The organism is Peribacillus sp. NPDC060253, from assembly GCF_042727425.1.
GTDB lineage: Bacteria > Bacillota > Bacilli > Bacillales > DSM-1321 > Peribacillus.
Genome location: NZ_JBHXAS010000016.1, coordinates 51,950 through 68,062 on the forward strand (window position 1 = coordinate 51,950; position 16,113 = coordinate 68,062).

Annotated in this window: 13 protein-coding genes; 4 read left to right on the forward strand and 9 right to left on the reverse strand. The window is 39.0% G+C overall.

All coding sequences use genetic code 11. The annotated features are described in order from the left end of the window. Nucleotides 1–674 precede the first annotated feature (674 nt). From hflX to ACFWE9_RS06675, 8 genes are all read right to left on the reverse strand, one after another. Nucleotides 675–1,937, reverse strand: a complete 1,263-nt coding sequence (gene hflX, locus ACFWE9_RS06640) for a GTPase HflX (RefSeq protein WP_230161232.1) — start codon at nucleotides 1,935–1,937, stop codon at nucleotides 675–677. A gap of 271 nt (nucleotides 1,938–2,208) precedes the next feature. Next, nucleotides 2,209–2,937, reverse strand: a complete 729-nt coding sequence (locus ACFWE9_RS06645; protein ID WP_230161234.1) for an anti-sigma factor — start codon at nucleotides 2,935–2,937, stop codon at nucleotides 2,209–2,211. Continuing rightward, nucleotides 2,930–3,493, reverse strand: coding sequence for an RNA polymerase sigma factor (locus ACFWE9_RS06650; RefSeq protein WP_230161236.1), 564 nt, complete (start codon nucleotides 3,491–3,493; stop codon nucleotides 2,930–2,932). The genes ACFWE9_RS06645 and ACFWE9_RS06650 overlap by 8 nt, the downstream gene beginning before the upstream one ends. A gap of 192 nt (nucleotides 3,494–3,685) precedes the next feature. Beyond that, on the reverse strand, nucleotides 3,686–5,809 hold the full coding sequence (locus ACFWE9_RS06655; RefSeq protein ID WP_230161238.1) for a heavy metal translocating P-type ATPase: 2,124 nt from the start codon (nucleotides 5,807–5,809) through the stop codon (nucleotides 3,686–3,688). Then, entirely contained in the window at nucleotides 5,802–6,173 is a 372-nt protein-coding gene (locus tag ACFWE9_RS06660; protein ID WP_230161239.1) for an ArsR/SmtB family transcription factor, read from the reverse strand. The genes ACFWE9_RS06655 and ACFWE9_RS06660 overlap by 8 nt, the downstream gene beginning before the upstream one ends. A gap of 523 nt (nucleotides 6,174–6,696) precedes the next feature. Continuing rightward, nucleotides 6,697–6,897, reverse strand: coding sequence for a cold-shock protein (locus tag ACFWE9_RS06665; protein ID WP_034304915.1), 201 nt, complete (start codon nucleotides 6,895–6,897; stop codon nucleotides 6,697–6,699). A gap of 343 nt (nucleotides 6,898–7,240) precedes the next feature. Then, on the reverse strand, nucleotides 7,241–8,935 hold the full coding sequence (locus ACFWE9_RS06670; protein ID WP_377356132.1) for a methyl-accepting chemotaxis protein: 1,695 nt from the start codon (nucleotides 8,933–8,935) through the stop codon (nucleotides 7,241–7,243). Between the two features lie 13 nt (nucleotides 8,936–8,948). Then, nucleotides 8,949–10,118 carry an ATP-grasp domain-containing protein gene (locus ACFWE9_RS06675; protein WP_230161243.1) on the reverse strand — a complete coding sequence of 390 codons (1,170 nt, stop codon included), beginning with the start codon at nucleotides 10,116–10,118 and terminating at the stop codon, nucleotides 8,949–8,951. A gap of 352 nt (nucleotides 10,119–10,470) precedes the next feature. Here ACFWE9_RS06675 and ACFWE9_RS06680 point away from each other — a divergent pair, with 352 nt between their 5' ends. The 4 genes from ACFWE9_RS06680 (at nucleotide 10,471) to ACFWE9_RS06695 (ending at nucleotide 15,539) form a co-directional block, all read left to right on the forward strand. After that, on the forward strand, nucleotides 10,471–12,216 hold the full coding sequence (locus tag ACFWE9_RS06680; RefSeq protein ID WP_377356134.1) for an ABC transporter ATP-binding protein: 1,746 nt from the start codon (nucleotides 10,471–10,473) through the stop codon (nucleotides 12,214–12,216). A 21-nt stretch (nucleotides 12,217–12,237) separates the two neighbouring features. Continuing rightward, nucleotides 12,238–12,912 carry a response regulator transcription factor gene (locus tag ACFWE9_RS06685; RefSeq protein ID WP_230161247.1) on the forward strand — a complete coding sequence of 225 codons (675 nt, stop codon included), beginning with the start codon at nucleotides 12,238–12,240 and terminating at the stop codon, nucleotides 12,910–12,912. Continuing rightward, nucleotides 12,909–13,931 (forward strand): sensor histidine kinase, encoded by a 1,023-nt coding sequence (locus ACFWE9_RS06690; protein ID WP_377356136.1) that lies wholly within the window; start codon nucleotides 12,909–12,911, stop codon nucleotides 13,929–13,931. Before ACFWE9_RS06685 ends, ACFWE9_RS06690 begins: the two co-directional genes overlap by 4 nt. 897 nt (nucleotides 13,932–14,828) lie before the next feature. Further along, nucleotides 14,829–15,539: a Dph6-related ATP pyrophosphatase gene (locus ACFWE9_RS06695; protein ID WP_230161251.1), complete on the forward strand. Its 711-nt coding sequence runs from the start codon at nucleotides 14,829–14,831 to the stop codon at nucleotides 15,537–15,539. A 181-nt stretch (nucleotides 15,540–15,720) separates the two neighbouring features. On the opposite strand, the gene ACFWE9_RS06700 is transcribed toward ACFWE9_RS06695, so the two are convergent. Further along, the coding region (locus ACFWE9_RS06700) for a hypothetical protein (protein ID WP_377356138.1) at nucleotides 15,721–16,113 on the reverse strand (393 nt) is incomplete at its 5' end.

Here is a 16,113-nt window from a genome sequence, read left to right on the forward strand (position 1 = left end):
TCATTTGTAAAAAATAAAAAAGGAGGAATTGTGCATAAATACATTTCCCATCCTTATATTCAAAGGATTCAAACAGTGCCTACATGGTTTTTCAACATTTATTCATCAGACAATCATGGCGATAGATTTAAAAATCCTCTCATTCCTTTTTTGTTTTCTATCATTCTCTCACTGGCCATGCCTCGGTCCTTGCTTCCTCCAGTCATTAATGCCCCCCTATTACTCTTAAAAACTCAAATTCCGGCATTTAACCTGATAAATGAGTATTCTTTATTTTATACTGATAAAAAGTAAGATACATTATACAAAGTGTAAAGTATTACCAGTTGCTACATATGCAATATGTAATATTCATGTTATATTTCCTAACAATAAATGATAAGCATCGTCATTTTTCTACAACCACTCTTACTATTCATCAAACTTAAAGGATGTTCATTCCTGATTTGCCCTGAAAACCAACTTATCAACACTTTGTCCACATAAGTAAAAGCCCAGAAACTTTATTCGAGTTTTTCTGGGCTTTTTATCTTTATCCACAGTTTATACACAAAAAACATGACTTGAATCTCTGTGATTGTGCAGGACAGAAGCATTCACTTAAAAGTTATCCACATTCACAAACTTATTTTCCCACTTATCAACAATTCGTCACCAACTTATCAACAGGCATTTCATTCTGGGTGAATAACGTATGAATGATATTTCTCATAATCTGTTTTCTTGCACTCAAGCCTTATTCGGTATCCATTTTCCTCATATTCCGTTTCCGTTATATGGCCATTTTCATTGAAGTAAGAAACCAACTGTCCTTGATCAAATGGAATCAGCATTTCACAGCGAATATAGTCCACAAAAATATGTACGCGAATTTGATCGATCAATTCCTCGATGCCCACTTTGTTTTTTGCTGACATATATACAGACTCACGATTCACCCGCGGAATTTCCAAACTAGTAAGATCCGCTTTATTATAAGCGAAAATCGTTGGAATCCCTTTAATCCCTATATCATCTAAGGTCTGTTCAGTTATCTCTATTTGCTGCTCATGATTGGGATTGGAAAAATCGACAACATGGATCAATAGGTCCGCTTCTACCACTTCTTCCAGTGTAGATCGAAATGCTTTCACAAGATGATGCGGCAATTTAGAGACAAATCCCACCGTATCCGTCAATAAGAATTCCTTCTTATCCGGGAGCGGAATGTTTCGTACGGATGTCTCAAGAGTAGCAAACAGCATATCCTTTTCCAAAACCCGCTTCTCGGCTGTTGGATGAAACATCTCAATTAAAGCATTCATGATTGAAGATTTCCCTGCATTCGTATAACCGACTAAGGATACGACAGGGATGGCATTCTTCTTCCGCTGCTTCCTCTGCGTTTGCCTGTGTGCAACAAGGTCCTCCAGTTCTTTATTCAATACTCTTATATTTTCTTCGATTCTCCTGCGGTCAAGCTCTAGCTGCTTTTCACCGGCTCCTTTGTTTGTACCGACTCCGCCACTCTGACGGCCTAATGATTCCCTTAAACCGACGAGACGTGGGAGCATATACTGAAGCTTTGCCACTTCCACCTGAAGCTGCGCTTCCTTCGTTTTCGCCCGATGCGCAAAGATGTCCAGAATCAAGATTGTCCGATCGATCACCTTGCAATCCATGTCCCTCTCCAGATTCCGTAGTTGCGAAGGGGAAAGCTGATCATTAAAAATGACAACGTTTGCTTCTTTGTAGTCAACGAGACTTTTTACTTCCTCAACCTTTCCAGTACCGATAAAATGTGATGAGGTCACCCGTTGCAAATTTTGTGTGATGGTCCCTACAACCTCTACCTCACATGCCTCCGTTAAATTTGCCAATTCCTCCATCGAATACTCAAAATCCTTTTGGCCATTGAGATTAACTCCAACCAAGATTGCCCTTTGTTGTAATTCCATCCTTTCAAATCCCTTCTTTACATGCCTTACTCCTTATAACCGCATGCTGCTCTAAAAGTCAGCCACATTGTAGCATACTACCCACCACATGCATAACGATTGCTTGTCCGAGCGAAATGTTCTTATTAGAATTCCTTTAATTAAAAAGATAATTCAACAAAAAATGACAGGACTCATTAAACTGAAGGTTCGGATTCTCATAAATCGCCTTGGACCTTTCTTATGATTTTTCTTAGAAAAAAAAGCAGAGAGTTTTCTCCCTGCCTTTTCGCTATAATTCACTGCTTAATATTATATCCCCTTTTGGAGCTTTGCTTTTTTCCGTGGGCTCAAGCGTAATTGCAACGGTATCCCACTTATGCTCCTCCGTTTCATCCAGTCGATATGACACGGCGCCCAGACCATCGCTGTTCGGTACGAATGTTCCAGCCCTGTATGGCTTTCCCTCCTCTAGAAGCCAAACTTGATACACCTGTGAGCCTTCCACGGGTTCAAGGTTTTCGGCTTGAATGATCATTTCCGTTTCATCATTTTTCTCCACCAGCGTTGCCCTGCCATTCATCGGAACTCCTTCACCCGGTTTCAGGGCTACACTAGTTTGGAGCCTATCAATGGTTTCTCGTTTTTCCTCTTTGCTATTATCCGTTTTATCTTGGGATAGCAAGGTATAGGCATTTCCGATCAAAGATGCGAATAAGACGGCCGCCAATAATGGCTTTATCCATTTATTTTCCCTTCTTTTTTCCTTAATCTGCTGCTTTGGCTGCTCGGCTTCCTTCTCCGATTGAAACACATTACCAAGAACCCGCTTTTTCATCTCACTTGGCGGTTCCACTGGTGTAACCGTATATGGCAAATCTTCCGTTAGCATGGCTAATTCATCTAATTCAGCACGGCATTCACGGCAGTCTGATAAGTGGTTTTCAAACTTCCTCCTAGGGACTTCATCCAATTGTCCGTTGAAGTAATCAAGAAGCCATTCACATGGATTATTATTCATCACTCTCTCCCCCTTTACGTAACTTTTGCGGGATAATCTTTCTTAAATGCTTGAGCGCCAATCGCACTCTCCCTTTTACGGTACCCAAAGGAATTTCAAACTCTGAGGCGATGCTCTGTTGTGACAGGCCCTTAAAATAAAATAGGTGAATCATTTTTTGTTGCTCCTCGCTTAATTCCGATACGGCCTGCCTCAGCATAGTTCCTTCTTCCTTCCACTCAATGAGATTTTCGACACTTGGGCTCTCACTCGGAATCTGTTCATATTCAAAATCGGAGGGTATATCTCTTCTTTTTCTTAGCTGATCAATACTTGCATTCCTTGTCATCGTCATGATCCAGCTAGAAAACTTTCCTTTGGATGAATCATACGTCCCCTTTTTCGTCCAAATTTTTATGAATACTTCCTGTACTGCTTCCTCAGCCAATTCCTTCTGTCCAGTAATTTTATAAGACAAGGAATATAAGAGCTTTTCATAACGATCATATATTTTTTCAAGGGCCTGCTTATCCCCCAGATGAACTTTTTCATAAAGCTCTACATCTATATCGTTCATTTAAGTCCCCTTCCTACCATGATTACTTATTATAGCAATGTCTGAATCACCCTTAACATTTTCTGTGTTCTAATCTATTTACGTTTTCAAAAGAAAAATGGATGCATTTTTTCAAAGTTTCACATGAAACAATTGGAAAGTTGCGTAAACAAGCTCCCCAGCACATAAAAGCACGGGGGAGCTACTATACTTTTATTCTTTTATTCTCAGTAATCGAAGACTGTTCAATGTAACTAATAAAGTCGCACCCATGTCGGCAAAAATCGCCATCCACAGTGTTAACCAGCCCGGCGCGATCAATAATAAGGCCAGGATCTTAATCACCAAGGAAAACGTGATGTTTTGCTTAATGATCGTTAATGTTTTGCGACTTAAGCGGATTGTATAAGGCAACTTAGATAAGTCATCACCCATTAGGGCAATATCGGCTGTTTCAAGGGCCGTATCAGTACCCGCCCCTCCCATCGCAATTCCTACCGTGGAAGCTGCCAAGGCCGGGGCATCATTGACACCATCGCCTACCATGGCCACTCGATTGTATTTTTGCTTCCATTGTTTGATGATGGTCAGTTTATCTTGGGGCAATAACTCCGCCTCAATCTCATGAACACCAGCGGCTGCTCCAATCGCATTTGCCGTGCCGATATTATCCCCGGTCAGCATGATCGTTTTTTCAATGCCCAATGCATGCAGTTTCCGAATTGCTTCCTTACTGCTTTCCCTTATTTCATCAGCCACCGCGATAATTGCCAGGGGCTTTATTTGATCACCAAGCACCATCACCGTTTTTCCTTCTTTTTGAAAGCCGCTGATTTGTTTGAGGATGTCATCAGAAAACTCTAAACCCGCCACTTCTTCAAAGAGATGTGGTTTACCAATGTAATAGATTTCGTGATTGATTTTCCCTTTTATGCCTTTCCCAGTGATGGCAGTAAAATCATCTACCAATATAGAAGGATAGTCCACGTCATGCTTTTCAGCCCTTTTGAGAATGGCTGTGGCAAGGGGATGTTGTGATCTGCTTTCTAAAGCCGCAGCAATTCCCAGCACGTCCTGTTCATTTAACCCATCAGCCAACACTGTGAAATCAGTCACTTCAGGTACGCCCTTTGTTAAGGTACCCGTCTTATCAAACGCAATCGCATTTATTGCTCCTGCTTCCTCCAGATGGACCCCGCCTTTAATCAAAACCCCATTTTTCGCGGCATTCCCGATGGCTGTCACAATGGCGATTGGCGTAGAAATGACCAAAGCACAAGGGCAGCCGACAACGAGTACAGCCAATCCACGGTAAATCCATTCACTCCAATCCCCGTTCATTACAAGCGGAGGTATTATAGCAATGGCCAAGGCAATAAGCATGATCGCGGGCGTATAGAATTTTGCAAATTTATCCACGAAGGCTTGGGAAGGCGCTTTTTCAGCCTGTGCTTCTTCAACAAGGTGAATGATTTTTGCTATCGTCGTATCCTCGACTCGCTTCGTGACTTCTACCTCCAGCAACCCTTCACCATTTAATGTTCCGGCAAATACTTCACCATCAACCGCTTTAAAAATCGGCTCGGATTCGCCGGTAATGGCTGCTTGATTAAGTGTCGAAGCCCCTTTTAGGATTCTTCCATCCATAGCAAGCTTCTGACCCGGTTTAACAATCATGATGTCGCCCACTTCAATCTCATCGACACCAATCATGATTTCGTGATGCCCTCTGCGGATCAAGGCTTCTTTTGGCGCGATATTCATTAATGATTCTATAGAATTCCGAGCTTTATCCATCGAGTATTTTTCCAGTGCTTCACTGATTGCGAATAAAATGACGACAGTTGCCCCCTCGCCCCATTCACCGAGCACGGCTGCTCCAATGATGGCAACCGTCATCAGTGTGTGCATATCAAAGCGAAGAGTGACAAGATTTTTCAATCCATTGAGGAATAACGAATATCCTCCAACTATGATGGCAGCAGCATAACCGAATATCGGCATGATGCTTTCATCACCATATTGTTTATCCAATAACCAACTGATTAACAGAAGGATAGTCGAGAAAACCACTTTAATATTTTCTTTTTGCTTCCAAAATGGTTCCTTTTGTGTCACCTGTTCCTGTTCATCCCGGATTCTCAGGTTATCAAACGCCCCTGCCTTTTCAATCTCCTCAATTGTCGCACTTCCCTGTACCGAAATCTTCGAAGCCCCAAAGTTGATTTTGGCATCCTTCACACCGTCTAGATCACGGACATTGTTCTCAAACTTAGCCGCACAATTCGTGCAGGAAAGACCCTGAATACGATACGTTTTTAATGGGGACTCAGCCATCGACCCTTACCTCCTGCTGATGTTCTAATGCAATGAGAATTAATTGCTTTATGTGGTGATCATCCAATGAATAAAAAGCTAACTTTCCTTCTTTTCGATATTTTACGATTGCATGTTTATAAAGGGTACGAAGATGATGTGACGTTGTCGCCATGGAAGCACCAATGATATTGGCCAAATCGCATACACACAATTCCTCGTCCGTACAAAGCGCATAAGCTATTTTCGCCCGATTTTCATCGCCTATCACCTTGAACAGCTTCGATATGCTGGATATATTCACCTGGCTCATTTCCGTTTGAATGCGATTAACCTTTACTTCATCATGCAGATGGACATCACACATATCTTTCAGTTCCGTCATCTTCTCACGCCCCTCATTCAAATATTCGTTTGATTATAATATAACACAATTCCCAAAATATTCAAACCCGTATTTGAATGTATAGAATCTTTCTCCTTCCTCCAAATCACCTTGGTGAAAGCGCCCTATATGTCTTTATATGTGAGCCATCGTTTTTTTGTTTCACCTCTACCTTGCGTCCCATTTTCCTTGAAAAAGGACAGGCAACTTGTCTGCCGGTCCTCTTTCAAGGAAACCAACCATTCTTCTCGCATGTCGTTAAAAAAGTTGAAGGGACATAAATTGCTTCATGTCCCTCCACTCCAGTGATTTCAGTAATTTCCTATACTCACCTTGATAAGTATAATATTTTTAATTTAGTATTTTTTTGAAAAACTATGATATACTTAGTCAAACCTTTTAAGCGTTTTACTTTACTTGTACCGTTTACCCTGCTCATCGTTGAGCAGGGTTTTTTGTTATGTATTTTCACAAAACAAAAAAGACAGACCCTAAAAGGGTCTGTCCTTATTTGTTTTTGAAATTATGCTTTTTGAACGTTAGAAGCTTGAGGTCCACGTTGACCTTGCTCTACTTCAAAAGTAACTTCTTGGCCTTCGTCTAAAGATTTGAAACCTTCGCTTTGGATAGCTGAGAAATGTACGAATACGTCGTCTCCGTTTTCGCGTTCGATGAATCCAAAACCTTTTTCTGCGTTAAACCATTTTACTTTACCTTGTTCCATTGTTGTTGCCTCCTAGTGCACTTAGCACATTGTATTACTATCCTTGCTCTAAGTCATCATCGAAAACGAAAAGTAGTACTTTTAGTATCCTTAGTACCGAACAAAAATAATTAAGACTAAGCATAACATTAAATGGTAGCGATTGCAAATCATTTGGGTAAACTTTTTTCAAGCAATTTTTAATACTCTATAAATTCATTTACCTATTATTCTAGAACCAATGTGGACTCTAGCTGTTACAACTTGTTGAAATACATGACATCTCACTTCCATTTCAACAAACAGAAACCTTTCGAAAACAACGGTAGCGAGATGGTTTCTATACATGTTTACATCTGAGATTTTATTTTTCCGTAATGAACTTTTCTACCATTTCCTCTAATATGACCGATTCTTTTGCCAACTCTTCGTTTTGTTCCTTCAATCCAGTCATTATGGAACTTTGTTGAATGGCGGCAGCAGAGATTTGTTCAGTTGTTGCGACACCCTCTTCTGAGATTGCTGCAATTTCCTGAATGGATGCTAGACTTTCATCAGATGATTCATTGATTTTTTTCGAATGGATAGCTAATTGTTCTGTGCCTTTCAACAATTTCTCGACGGATCCGAATATCTTATTGAAAATCTCGCCATTGTTTTCCACTAAAGAAACGCCATTTAAAATATCCTGGAAACTTTCATCATTGGTTTGGATGACTTTGGCGGTTTGTTCATTAATCCGTGTAATTGATTCCGATATGATATCTATCGATTCATCCGTTTGTACAGCCAATTTTTGCACTTCTTGAGCAACTACCGCAAAGCCTCTGCCGGCATCCCCCACCCGTGCCGCTTCAATGGAAGCATTCAAGGACAGCAAGTTCGTTTGAGAAGCAATGACCCTTATTAAACCAATCACTTCATTTATCTTCTCTACATCCTCTTCCAGACTCTCCAAATTGGCTTTATTCGCATGGCCGTTTTCCATGATTTTATCCATCTGGCTCGTTACATCTTTCACTTGTTTACTTCCTTGTTCAGCAAGTACATTCGTATGTATAGTAAACTCATTCATTTTATTCGTTTGCTCGTTCATTAAACGAATTGTATCCGTTAAATCACTGATCATATTGGAAATCCGGTCAATGTGATGGGCACGCTCCTCTGAGGCTTTTGCTTCTTCCGTTGTCCCTGTTACGATTTGACCATAGGATTCCACCATCTCTTCAAAGGATTGTTGAATGGACACGGTGCTTTGATTCATCGTTCGAGCGTGTTCACGGACATTCTGAATGATATGGGACAAACTTAATCTCATATCCTCAAATCCATTTGACAGATCACCAATCTCATCTTGCCTACTAACTGGAATCGATTTACTTAAGTCCCCTTCTGCCATTTCACTCGTGTAACCAACAAGTTCATTAACGGGTCCCCAGATCCTTTTCCCGATGATAACGGCACATAGCACACCTAATATTATGGCACTTGCGAGAAATAAAATATTATAGAATATCATTTTGCTTTTCAATTCACTGATGAATTTCGCATCCATATCGATTCCTACGATGGCGTCCGTCCCTTTAATTGGCGTAAAGTATGACTTGTGTGTACCCCACTTATCATTATATATTTTACTTAATACATCTTCTTTTCCATTTATCGATTTGGCCTGCTCTGGCGTGAACGGGGATTCCACCATGTAGTCCTCGCTGCCATTCAAGGCTACAATCATGTCGGTATCATTCTCCCGCTTCAATACATACACATATTCAATGCCCTTTTTATTTTCAACAAAGGCATCTAATTTCCGCTTAATCTCTTCTCCCCGTACCGAAGCATTGTTTATCAAAGTAGGATTGAGGCTTGATGCTAAACTGCGGGCATTTTCAGAAAGACGCTCATCGAATTGCGGAAGGACATTCTCGTTGATCATTTTATTGGTAATATAGGAAAAGCAAAGTCCCATGGCACCTGCAAAAAGCACGAATGGGATAATATAAAACAAGAATAATTTTGCCAGTAAAGATTTTTTAGGATTCAGCTTTGAAAATCTCATTCTCATGACCTCCTTAGGTAAAAGTCAGATGCTTTACAGTTAAATATGGAATTAAATCCAAATGAAGCAATTGAAGATTCTTATTCAAATCCTCACTTCTATAAAAGATGATTGCCATGCTCCGGTCATTTTGAAAAGGAAGCTGTCTATATTCCAAAACATGTTCAAATTCTTGTTGAAGTCCATCATGATCAATCCTAGCAACCTCTTCCGGATTGATTTCCAGTGGAACCTCTGCAAAGAAAAAGCTATATACGTGATCATCCATCTCTTCCAATATCCGATTCCAATCGGGCTTGGTACCCAAAAAGTAGTGTTCATACATATTCATCCCATAGGCATGGTACCCTAGGTCCGTTGTTCCCGCTCCAGCAAAACGGAGGGGATTGATTTCAATAGGAAGCACCCGGTTTCCTTTTTTGCGAATTTCAAAATGGACAGGGTAGTTCCTAAGAGGAAGAAGCGTTTGAATATTCTTCATGAACTTTAGTGCATCATCATAGATCTCTTTAATGGCTATCTTCGACGTATAATAAATTCGATCGGAGGTATCGTAATCATCCTTGAATAAGCGTTTGAAAACATTCAAAATGATCGGATCACCATCTTGATTGTAGTAGCCATCAATGGCATATTCCTCTCCCTGAATCCACTCTTCTATTAAAACGGTCTGGGAACCAACCACATCCGAGTCATACAATCCATCCGACAGAAGTAAATCCTGCTTTAAATGACTTACGGCTATATCCCACTCTTGTTCATTCTTGACTTTGTGCACCCCTACACTTGAATAGCCAATATTCGGCTTGATAACTACCGGAAACGGTATATGTTCTTTTTCCAATTCACTTATTATCGATAGATCAATATCTTGGAAATGGAAATCAGGATATAAGGATCTCGTTAAATTACGCACCTGACTCTTGTCTTTCAATAACTTGGACCATATGTATTCATTGCTATTCGGTTGAAAATGACCTAATAAGGTTATGCCATTTTCAGAGTTTGTAAGAATTCTTTGGTCCATTTCCATGGACTTGAAAAATTCTGTATCTTTTTGAATGTTCAGCTTTTCAGATGTTATTGTTTCTCCCCATTGCCCTTGTCCCAGTACTGGAATTTGCTGTTCCTCTAACACCTTTAGAAGAATTGGTGACACAATGGTCTCATTCAAAATAATCATGTTTTCCACCTAACTTATACTGTTTTATGTATCCTCATATTTAATCGGTTAAAAGTAGTAAGTATTTAGCATTTATAGGTATTTATTATCAACATCCTTATAAAAACTAAATTACAGATAAACCTTTAGACCCATTTTCTTGATCCCTTTCATTTCGTTACATGAATATTTTCACTTTTTTTGTATCTTATTCTTTCAAAAACAGGTTATCTGGCATAATAAAGACGATCCAGTCATTATAGGGAAATTTCCTCAAACTAAATTTAAGTGATACTTAGAAGTTCATATTCAATTCATAACTTCTTTGTATACTTCCTCTTGTAATAAAGATCATGAAAGGATGTATGAACATATGTCAAAAGAAAAAAAGCAAATAGGATGGCGCCAATTCATCCGCTTGGTTAAACATACGAAGCCTTCTAAACTAATGATAGGGATTGCATTAGCATTAAGCTTAAGTACAACAGGTGTAGGTTTAATGGTCCCGCTGTTCACAAAAAATCTAATTAATGATTTTTCCCTTAGTTCACTAAGCACGGAACGGATCACACTTCTCGTCCTTGCCATAATCATTCAAGCATTGGCAAGTGGATTTTCCATCTATTTATTAAATCGGATCGGTCAATTTGTAGTAGCGGGTATTCGGGATCAACTATGGAGAAAATTACTCGTATTACCCGTGAATTATTTTGATGAACATCCATCAGGTGAAACTGTCAGTCGAATGACCAATGATACAACTGTAGTGAAAAGTTTAATTTCGGAGCACCTCTCTAATTTCGTTAACGGAATCATTTCCATTGTAGGCTCCATGATTGTGTTATTTGTACTGGATTGGAAAATGACATTGTTGATGTTCATTGCGATCCCTCTCTCTGTTTTGATATTAATGCCACTAGGAAAAAAAATGCATCAAATATCAAAAGGGATGCAGGATGAGACAGCAAGTTTCACCTCCGTACTCCAACAGGTGCTGACGGAAATCCGTCTTGTTAAAGCATCAAATGCAGAAACAATAGAATATGAAAATGGTAAAAAAGGGATCAATAAATTATTTCATTTTGGACTAAAAGAAGCAAAAATCCAAGCCTTGATTGCACCGCTAATGAGTTTTGTCATGATGGCACTACTCGTACTGATCTTAGGTTATGGAGGAATGCGAGTTTCTTCAGGAGCTCTGACTGCTGGAGCTTTGGTTGCATTCATTATGTATCTTTTTCAAATTATCATGCCCATGGCTCAATTAGCCAGCTTCTTTACGCAATTCCAAAAAGCTACGGGTGCTACAGAACGTATCATTGCGATTTTGGATTCAGTAGAGGAAGAAGATGCGTTGGAGCAAGTTCAAAATATAAGCCAAACTATCACCGTGGATCACCTGAACTATAGTTATAATAATGGAGAACAAATACTTAAAGATATAAGCTTCAACGTTGAAGCTGGTAAGGTCACTGCAATTGTCGGACCAAGCGGCAGCGGAAAAACGACGCTTTTCTCATTATTTGAGCGGTTCTATAAACCACAGCAAGGCTCCATTTCCATAGGCGGGAAATCCATAAATGATTTCACGCTCCTTTCATGGAGAAGCCAGATTGGTTATGTTTCACAAGAAAGTCCTATTGTATCAGGCACAATTCGAGATAATATATGTTATGGAATCGATCATGATATAACGGATGAGGAATTAAATCAAGTCGCTAAAATGGCATATGCGGATCAGTTTATTTCCGAGCTTCCCAATGGATATGATACAGAGGTTGGTGAAAGGGGCATGAAATTATCGGGCGGCCAAAGACAAAGAATTGCGATCGCACGTGCATTTCTACGAAACCCCAAAATATTAATGCTTGATGAAGCTACCTCAAGCCTAGACAGCAAATCGGAAAATGTCGTTCAACAGGCGTTAAATGATTTAATGAAAGGGAGAACAACAATAGTAATTGCCCACCGCCTATCGACAGTTATTGGATCGGACCAAATCATTTTCCTTGAAAAAGGGAAAATAACAGGCAGCGGAACCCATAAAGAGCTATATGAAACACACTCATTATATCGCGAATTTGCAAAACAGCAGTTGCACAAACTTGAACTAGCTTAATTCACCGAAAGGAAAGAAAAGATGACCAAAATATTAATTGTCGATGATGATGCCCATATTCGTGAACTTATACAACTTTTGTTAAGAAAAGAAGGATTTGATCTATATGTTGCCTCAGAAGGATTGCAAGCATTGAAATTAATGGAAAAAGCGAAAATCGATTTAGCAGTTATTGATATTATGATGCCTAACATGGATGGCTGGGAATTATGCAAAGAGTTACGGGAATTTAGTGATATCCCCATTTTAATGCTTACTGCAAAAGGAGAAACAAAACAGAAAGTAAAGGGGTTCGGCCTCGGCGCAGATGATTATCTTGTAAAACCATTCGAACCAATCGAATTGGTTCTTAGAATAAAAGCATTATTAAAACGATATAAAATCACTATTTCACAAACATTAAATATTGGCGAATTAAAGATGAATCGCAACAATCATGAAATGTCATTTAAAGAACAGGAATATACAATTCCACTAAAGGAATTTGAAGTGTTGTTTAAATTAGCAAGCTATCCTGGTAAAACTTTTTCCAGGGAAGATCTTATTGAAGACATTTGGGGCTACGACTATGAAGGGGATGAACGAACGGTGGATGTTCATATTAAAAGAGTGAGAGAACGTTTTCCAGAATCAGAATTCCCCTTTCGGATTAGAACAATTTGGGGATTGGGCTACCGTTTGGAGCTAACGAAATGAATGCCCCCCTTTTTAAACGAATACTTGGCTTTTTGACATACATTTCAGTTTGTTTTTCAGTTGGGTACTATATCATTCAGCTATTGCCTATAAGGCTATCTGATTATGTCCAGTATCTGACTACAATCATGACCAGCATCGCGATTATGATGCTCACAGGTTACCTGATCCATGCTTTCAACCACAATAAACGCGTCAACATCTACTTGGAAATCATTGATGCATTAAGGAAGATTGCCAATGGCGATTATAATGTCCAATTGGATTTTAAAATGGATAAAAGAAACGAAATGACGGATATCATTAACCACTTCAATCACATGGCTAATCAATTGAAACAAATGGAAGAAATGCGGCAGGAATTCATCTCCAATGTCTCACATGAAATACAGTCGCCCCTTACCTCCATTGTTGGATTTGCCCAAGCGCTTCAATTGAATAAGCTGACAATAGAAGAACGAAATCATTATCTCCATATAATTGAGACAGAGAGCAGGAGATTATCTAAATTAAGTGATAACCTTCTAAAGCTCACATCTCTTGAATCCGAGCATCATCCTTTTGAAAGGACAAGCTTCCGGCTCGACCAGCAAATACGAACTATTATTTTGGCTTGTGAACCGACTTGGTTGGAAAAGGAACTCGAAATGGATATATCTTTGGAAAAGATCTCAATTTTTGCAGACAAAGATTTAATGAGCCAAGTATGGACCAATATAATACACAATAGCATCAAATTCACCCATCATCATGGAAATATCACGATTCGGTTACAACAGATCGGTGATCAAGCATCGATAACGATAACCGATAATGGAATTGGCATTTCAGAGAAAGACCAATTTCACATCTTCGAACGATTCTATAAAGCAGACCTCTCCAGGGAACGCTCAAAAAGTGGGAGTGGCTTAGGGCTATCCATCGTGAAAAAGATTATCGATATGCATGATGGGACGATCTCCGTGAAAGGTGAACCCGAAAAGGGAACGACCTTCACCATCCTGCTTCCTATTACATGAAGGAATTTTTCTCCGTTTGTATATAGTGTAATGTTTGATTATGATTAGAAAAAACCTGTTGGACATCCAACAGGTTTTTAACAATCTATTTTATAAAAAAGGTTGCTCAATAATGCTGCTTTTATGAACAACAACACTACCCTTTGGTTAATCGCCACTGAAAAGCCAATCATGATAATGCTGTAAAAACTTATGTTTTTACTACTCTCCATAAGTGTACCAACAATTTTTTCAGCAGTAAGCCATTCGCCAGTTAGTAGATAATATTGAATCCTATCAAAAAACATAGTTATCATGTGAACTATAATACCCATTAAAATACTAAGAAGAATACTTATAAAGGTATTTACGAACAGTTGGACATAAAATATCTTGCTTATCACATGGAGCTTTAAAAAATTTGAATCGGTAGCTTTTCTCGTAAACAGCTGGTTCCTCATTACCAATTTCACTAACGCTGAAATTTGGTGTTTTCGCATAAAGCTTCACAAATTCAGCATCGTCAAATGATTGTCCAAATGGTCTTTTTCATATGAATCCCCCTTTAATAAATATCTTAAAGTAGTTGGGTTGTAATATTTTTATATCTCCATTTTACCAATAACCAAAAACACAATCTTAGAAAGACCAAGGGGTTTTGACCCCTGCTACGACAGTGTAGCCCATGTGGATGTTTTTGAATGTATCACTTACCTTTTCTCTGAAGACATGAAGCGGTTTCTTTGAGATATACTTCTATTTTCTCATCATTGGAATTTCAAGACTTTTTTGTATCAGGTGCAATAATATCTTATTTGTAAGTCCAATCGTGATAAAATCAAACAAATAGAGCTATTTAAACTTAGCTTATAACAGACTTCGTGAAAAAAGTCATTAGAATAAAGGGGAAAGATATGAATGGCAGAATTAATGGATTGGAAGAATGGTGCTCGCGGGCATAAATTTATAGCTTCTTTTAGCGGAGGAAAGGATAGTGTCTTAGCTCTTTATAAAGCAGTGAAGGTTGGGGAAGCGGTGGGACTGATTGTCATGCTGGAGGAAGAAGGGAAACGATCCAGATCTCATGGAATGCCTCCGGAACTCATACATGCCCAAGCTAAAGCCATAGGCTTGCCCGTATATACAGCAGCTGCCAGTTGGACAGATTATGAAAAAGCATTCATGCGCCTTTTAGAAGATGCTAAACATCAAGGAGCCGAAGTGTTAGTGACTGGAGACCTGGATATGCCTGAACATGGCTGTTGGAATGATAAGGTTACAAAGAATGCTGGATTAAAGCTTGGGATGCCTTTATGGGAAATGGATCATCGTGAAGCTGTAGAAGAGTTCATAAATCTAGGATTTAAAACGATGATTGTAACGGTGAATCTTTCACTTGGAATGCGTGAGGACGATTTAGGTCGAACGCTAACCCATGTATACGTGCAGGAGCTTGTAGCGCGGGGTATCGATCCTTGCGGAGAAGGCGGAGAATTCCATACTACAGTAATTGATGGGCCGCTCTTCAATACACCGATCCCTGTTCGTAAAGGTGAGATCATGAGGGATGGAGAATATGCCTTTTTACCTTTGGAGCTAGATGAGACGGCGGATAGGGAGATTGTATAAAGGATAAAATCACAAATAAAGAGACAACAGTTTTCACCCTGCGCATTATCCAAGTACAATCTTTCATAAGCTCCACGGGCAGTACTTACATACAAGCAACCTCACCAAAAAACTTATGCAACATGGATAAAGCCCAAAAGCGTTATGTTTTGGGCTTTATCATTTCCACTTGAGCATACACTTAATTTTTCATTGGTTCATCTTTTTCAAACATATTTAGAAATAGAAACCTAAACAAAAGTAAACCGAATAATAATGAGTATAATACGTGGAATGCTACATAAATGAAGTTTTCAGTTAAGAAGCCATCATAAAAGTAGTATTTGATTGAAAGTATATCAGTACTGACTGAGAGCATAAAGGCACCTAATAATTCAATTCTAGTTTTTGATTCTTTTAAAGAGAATTCGACTTTATGAATATTAAATATCTTTTTAAAATCAGAACCGGTTTTTGTACCTTTATAAAGCCCTACTAATCCAGCAACAAGTATAAAGGGGATAATTGACTCTATTTTAAAAATACACACAAAAACATTAAATATGACAAGTCTAAAAATTATAATATATTTCAT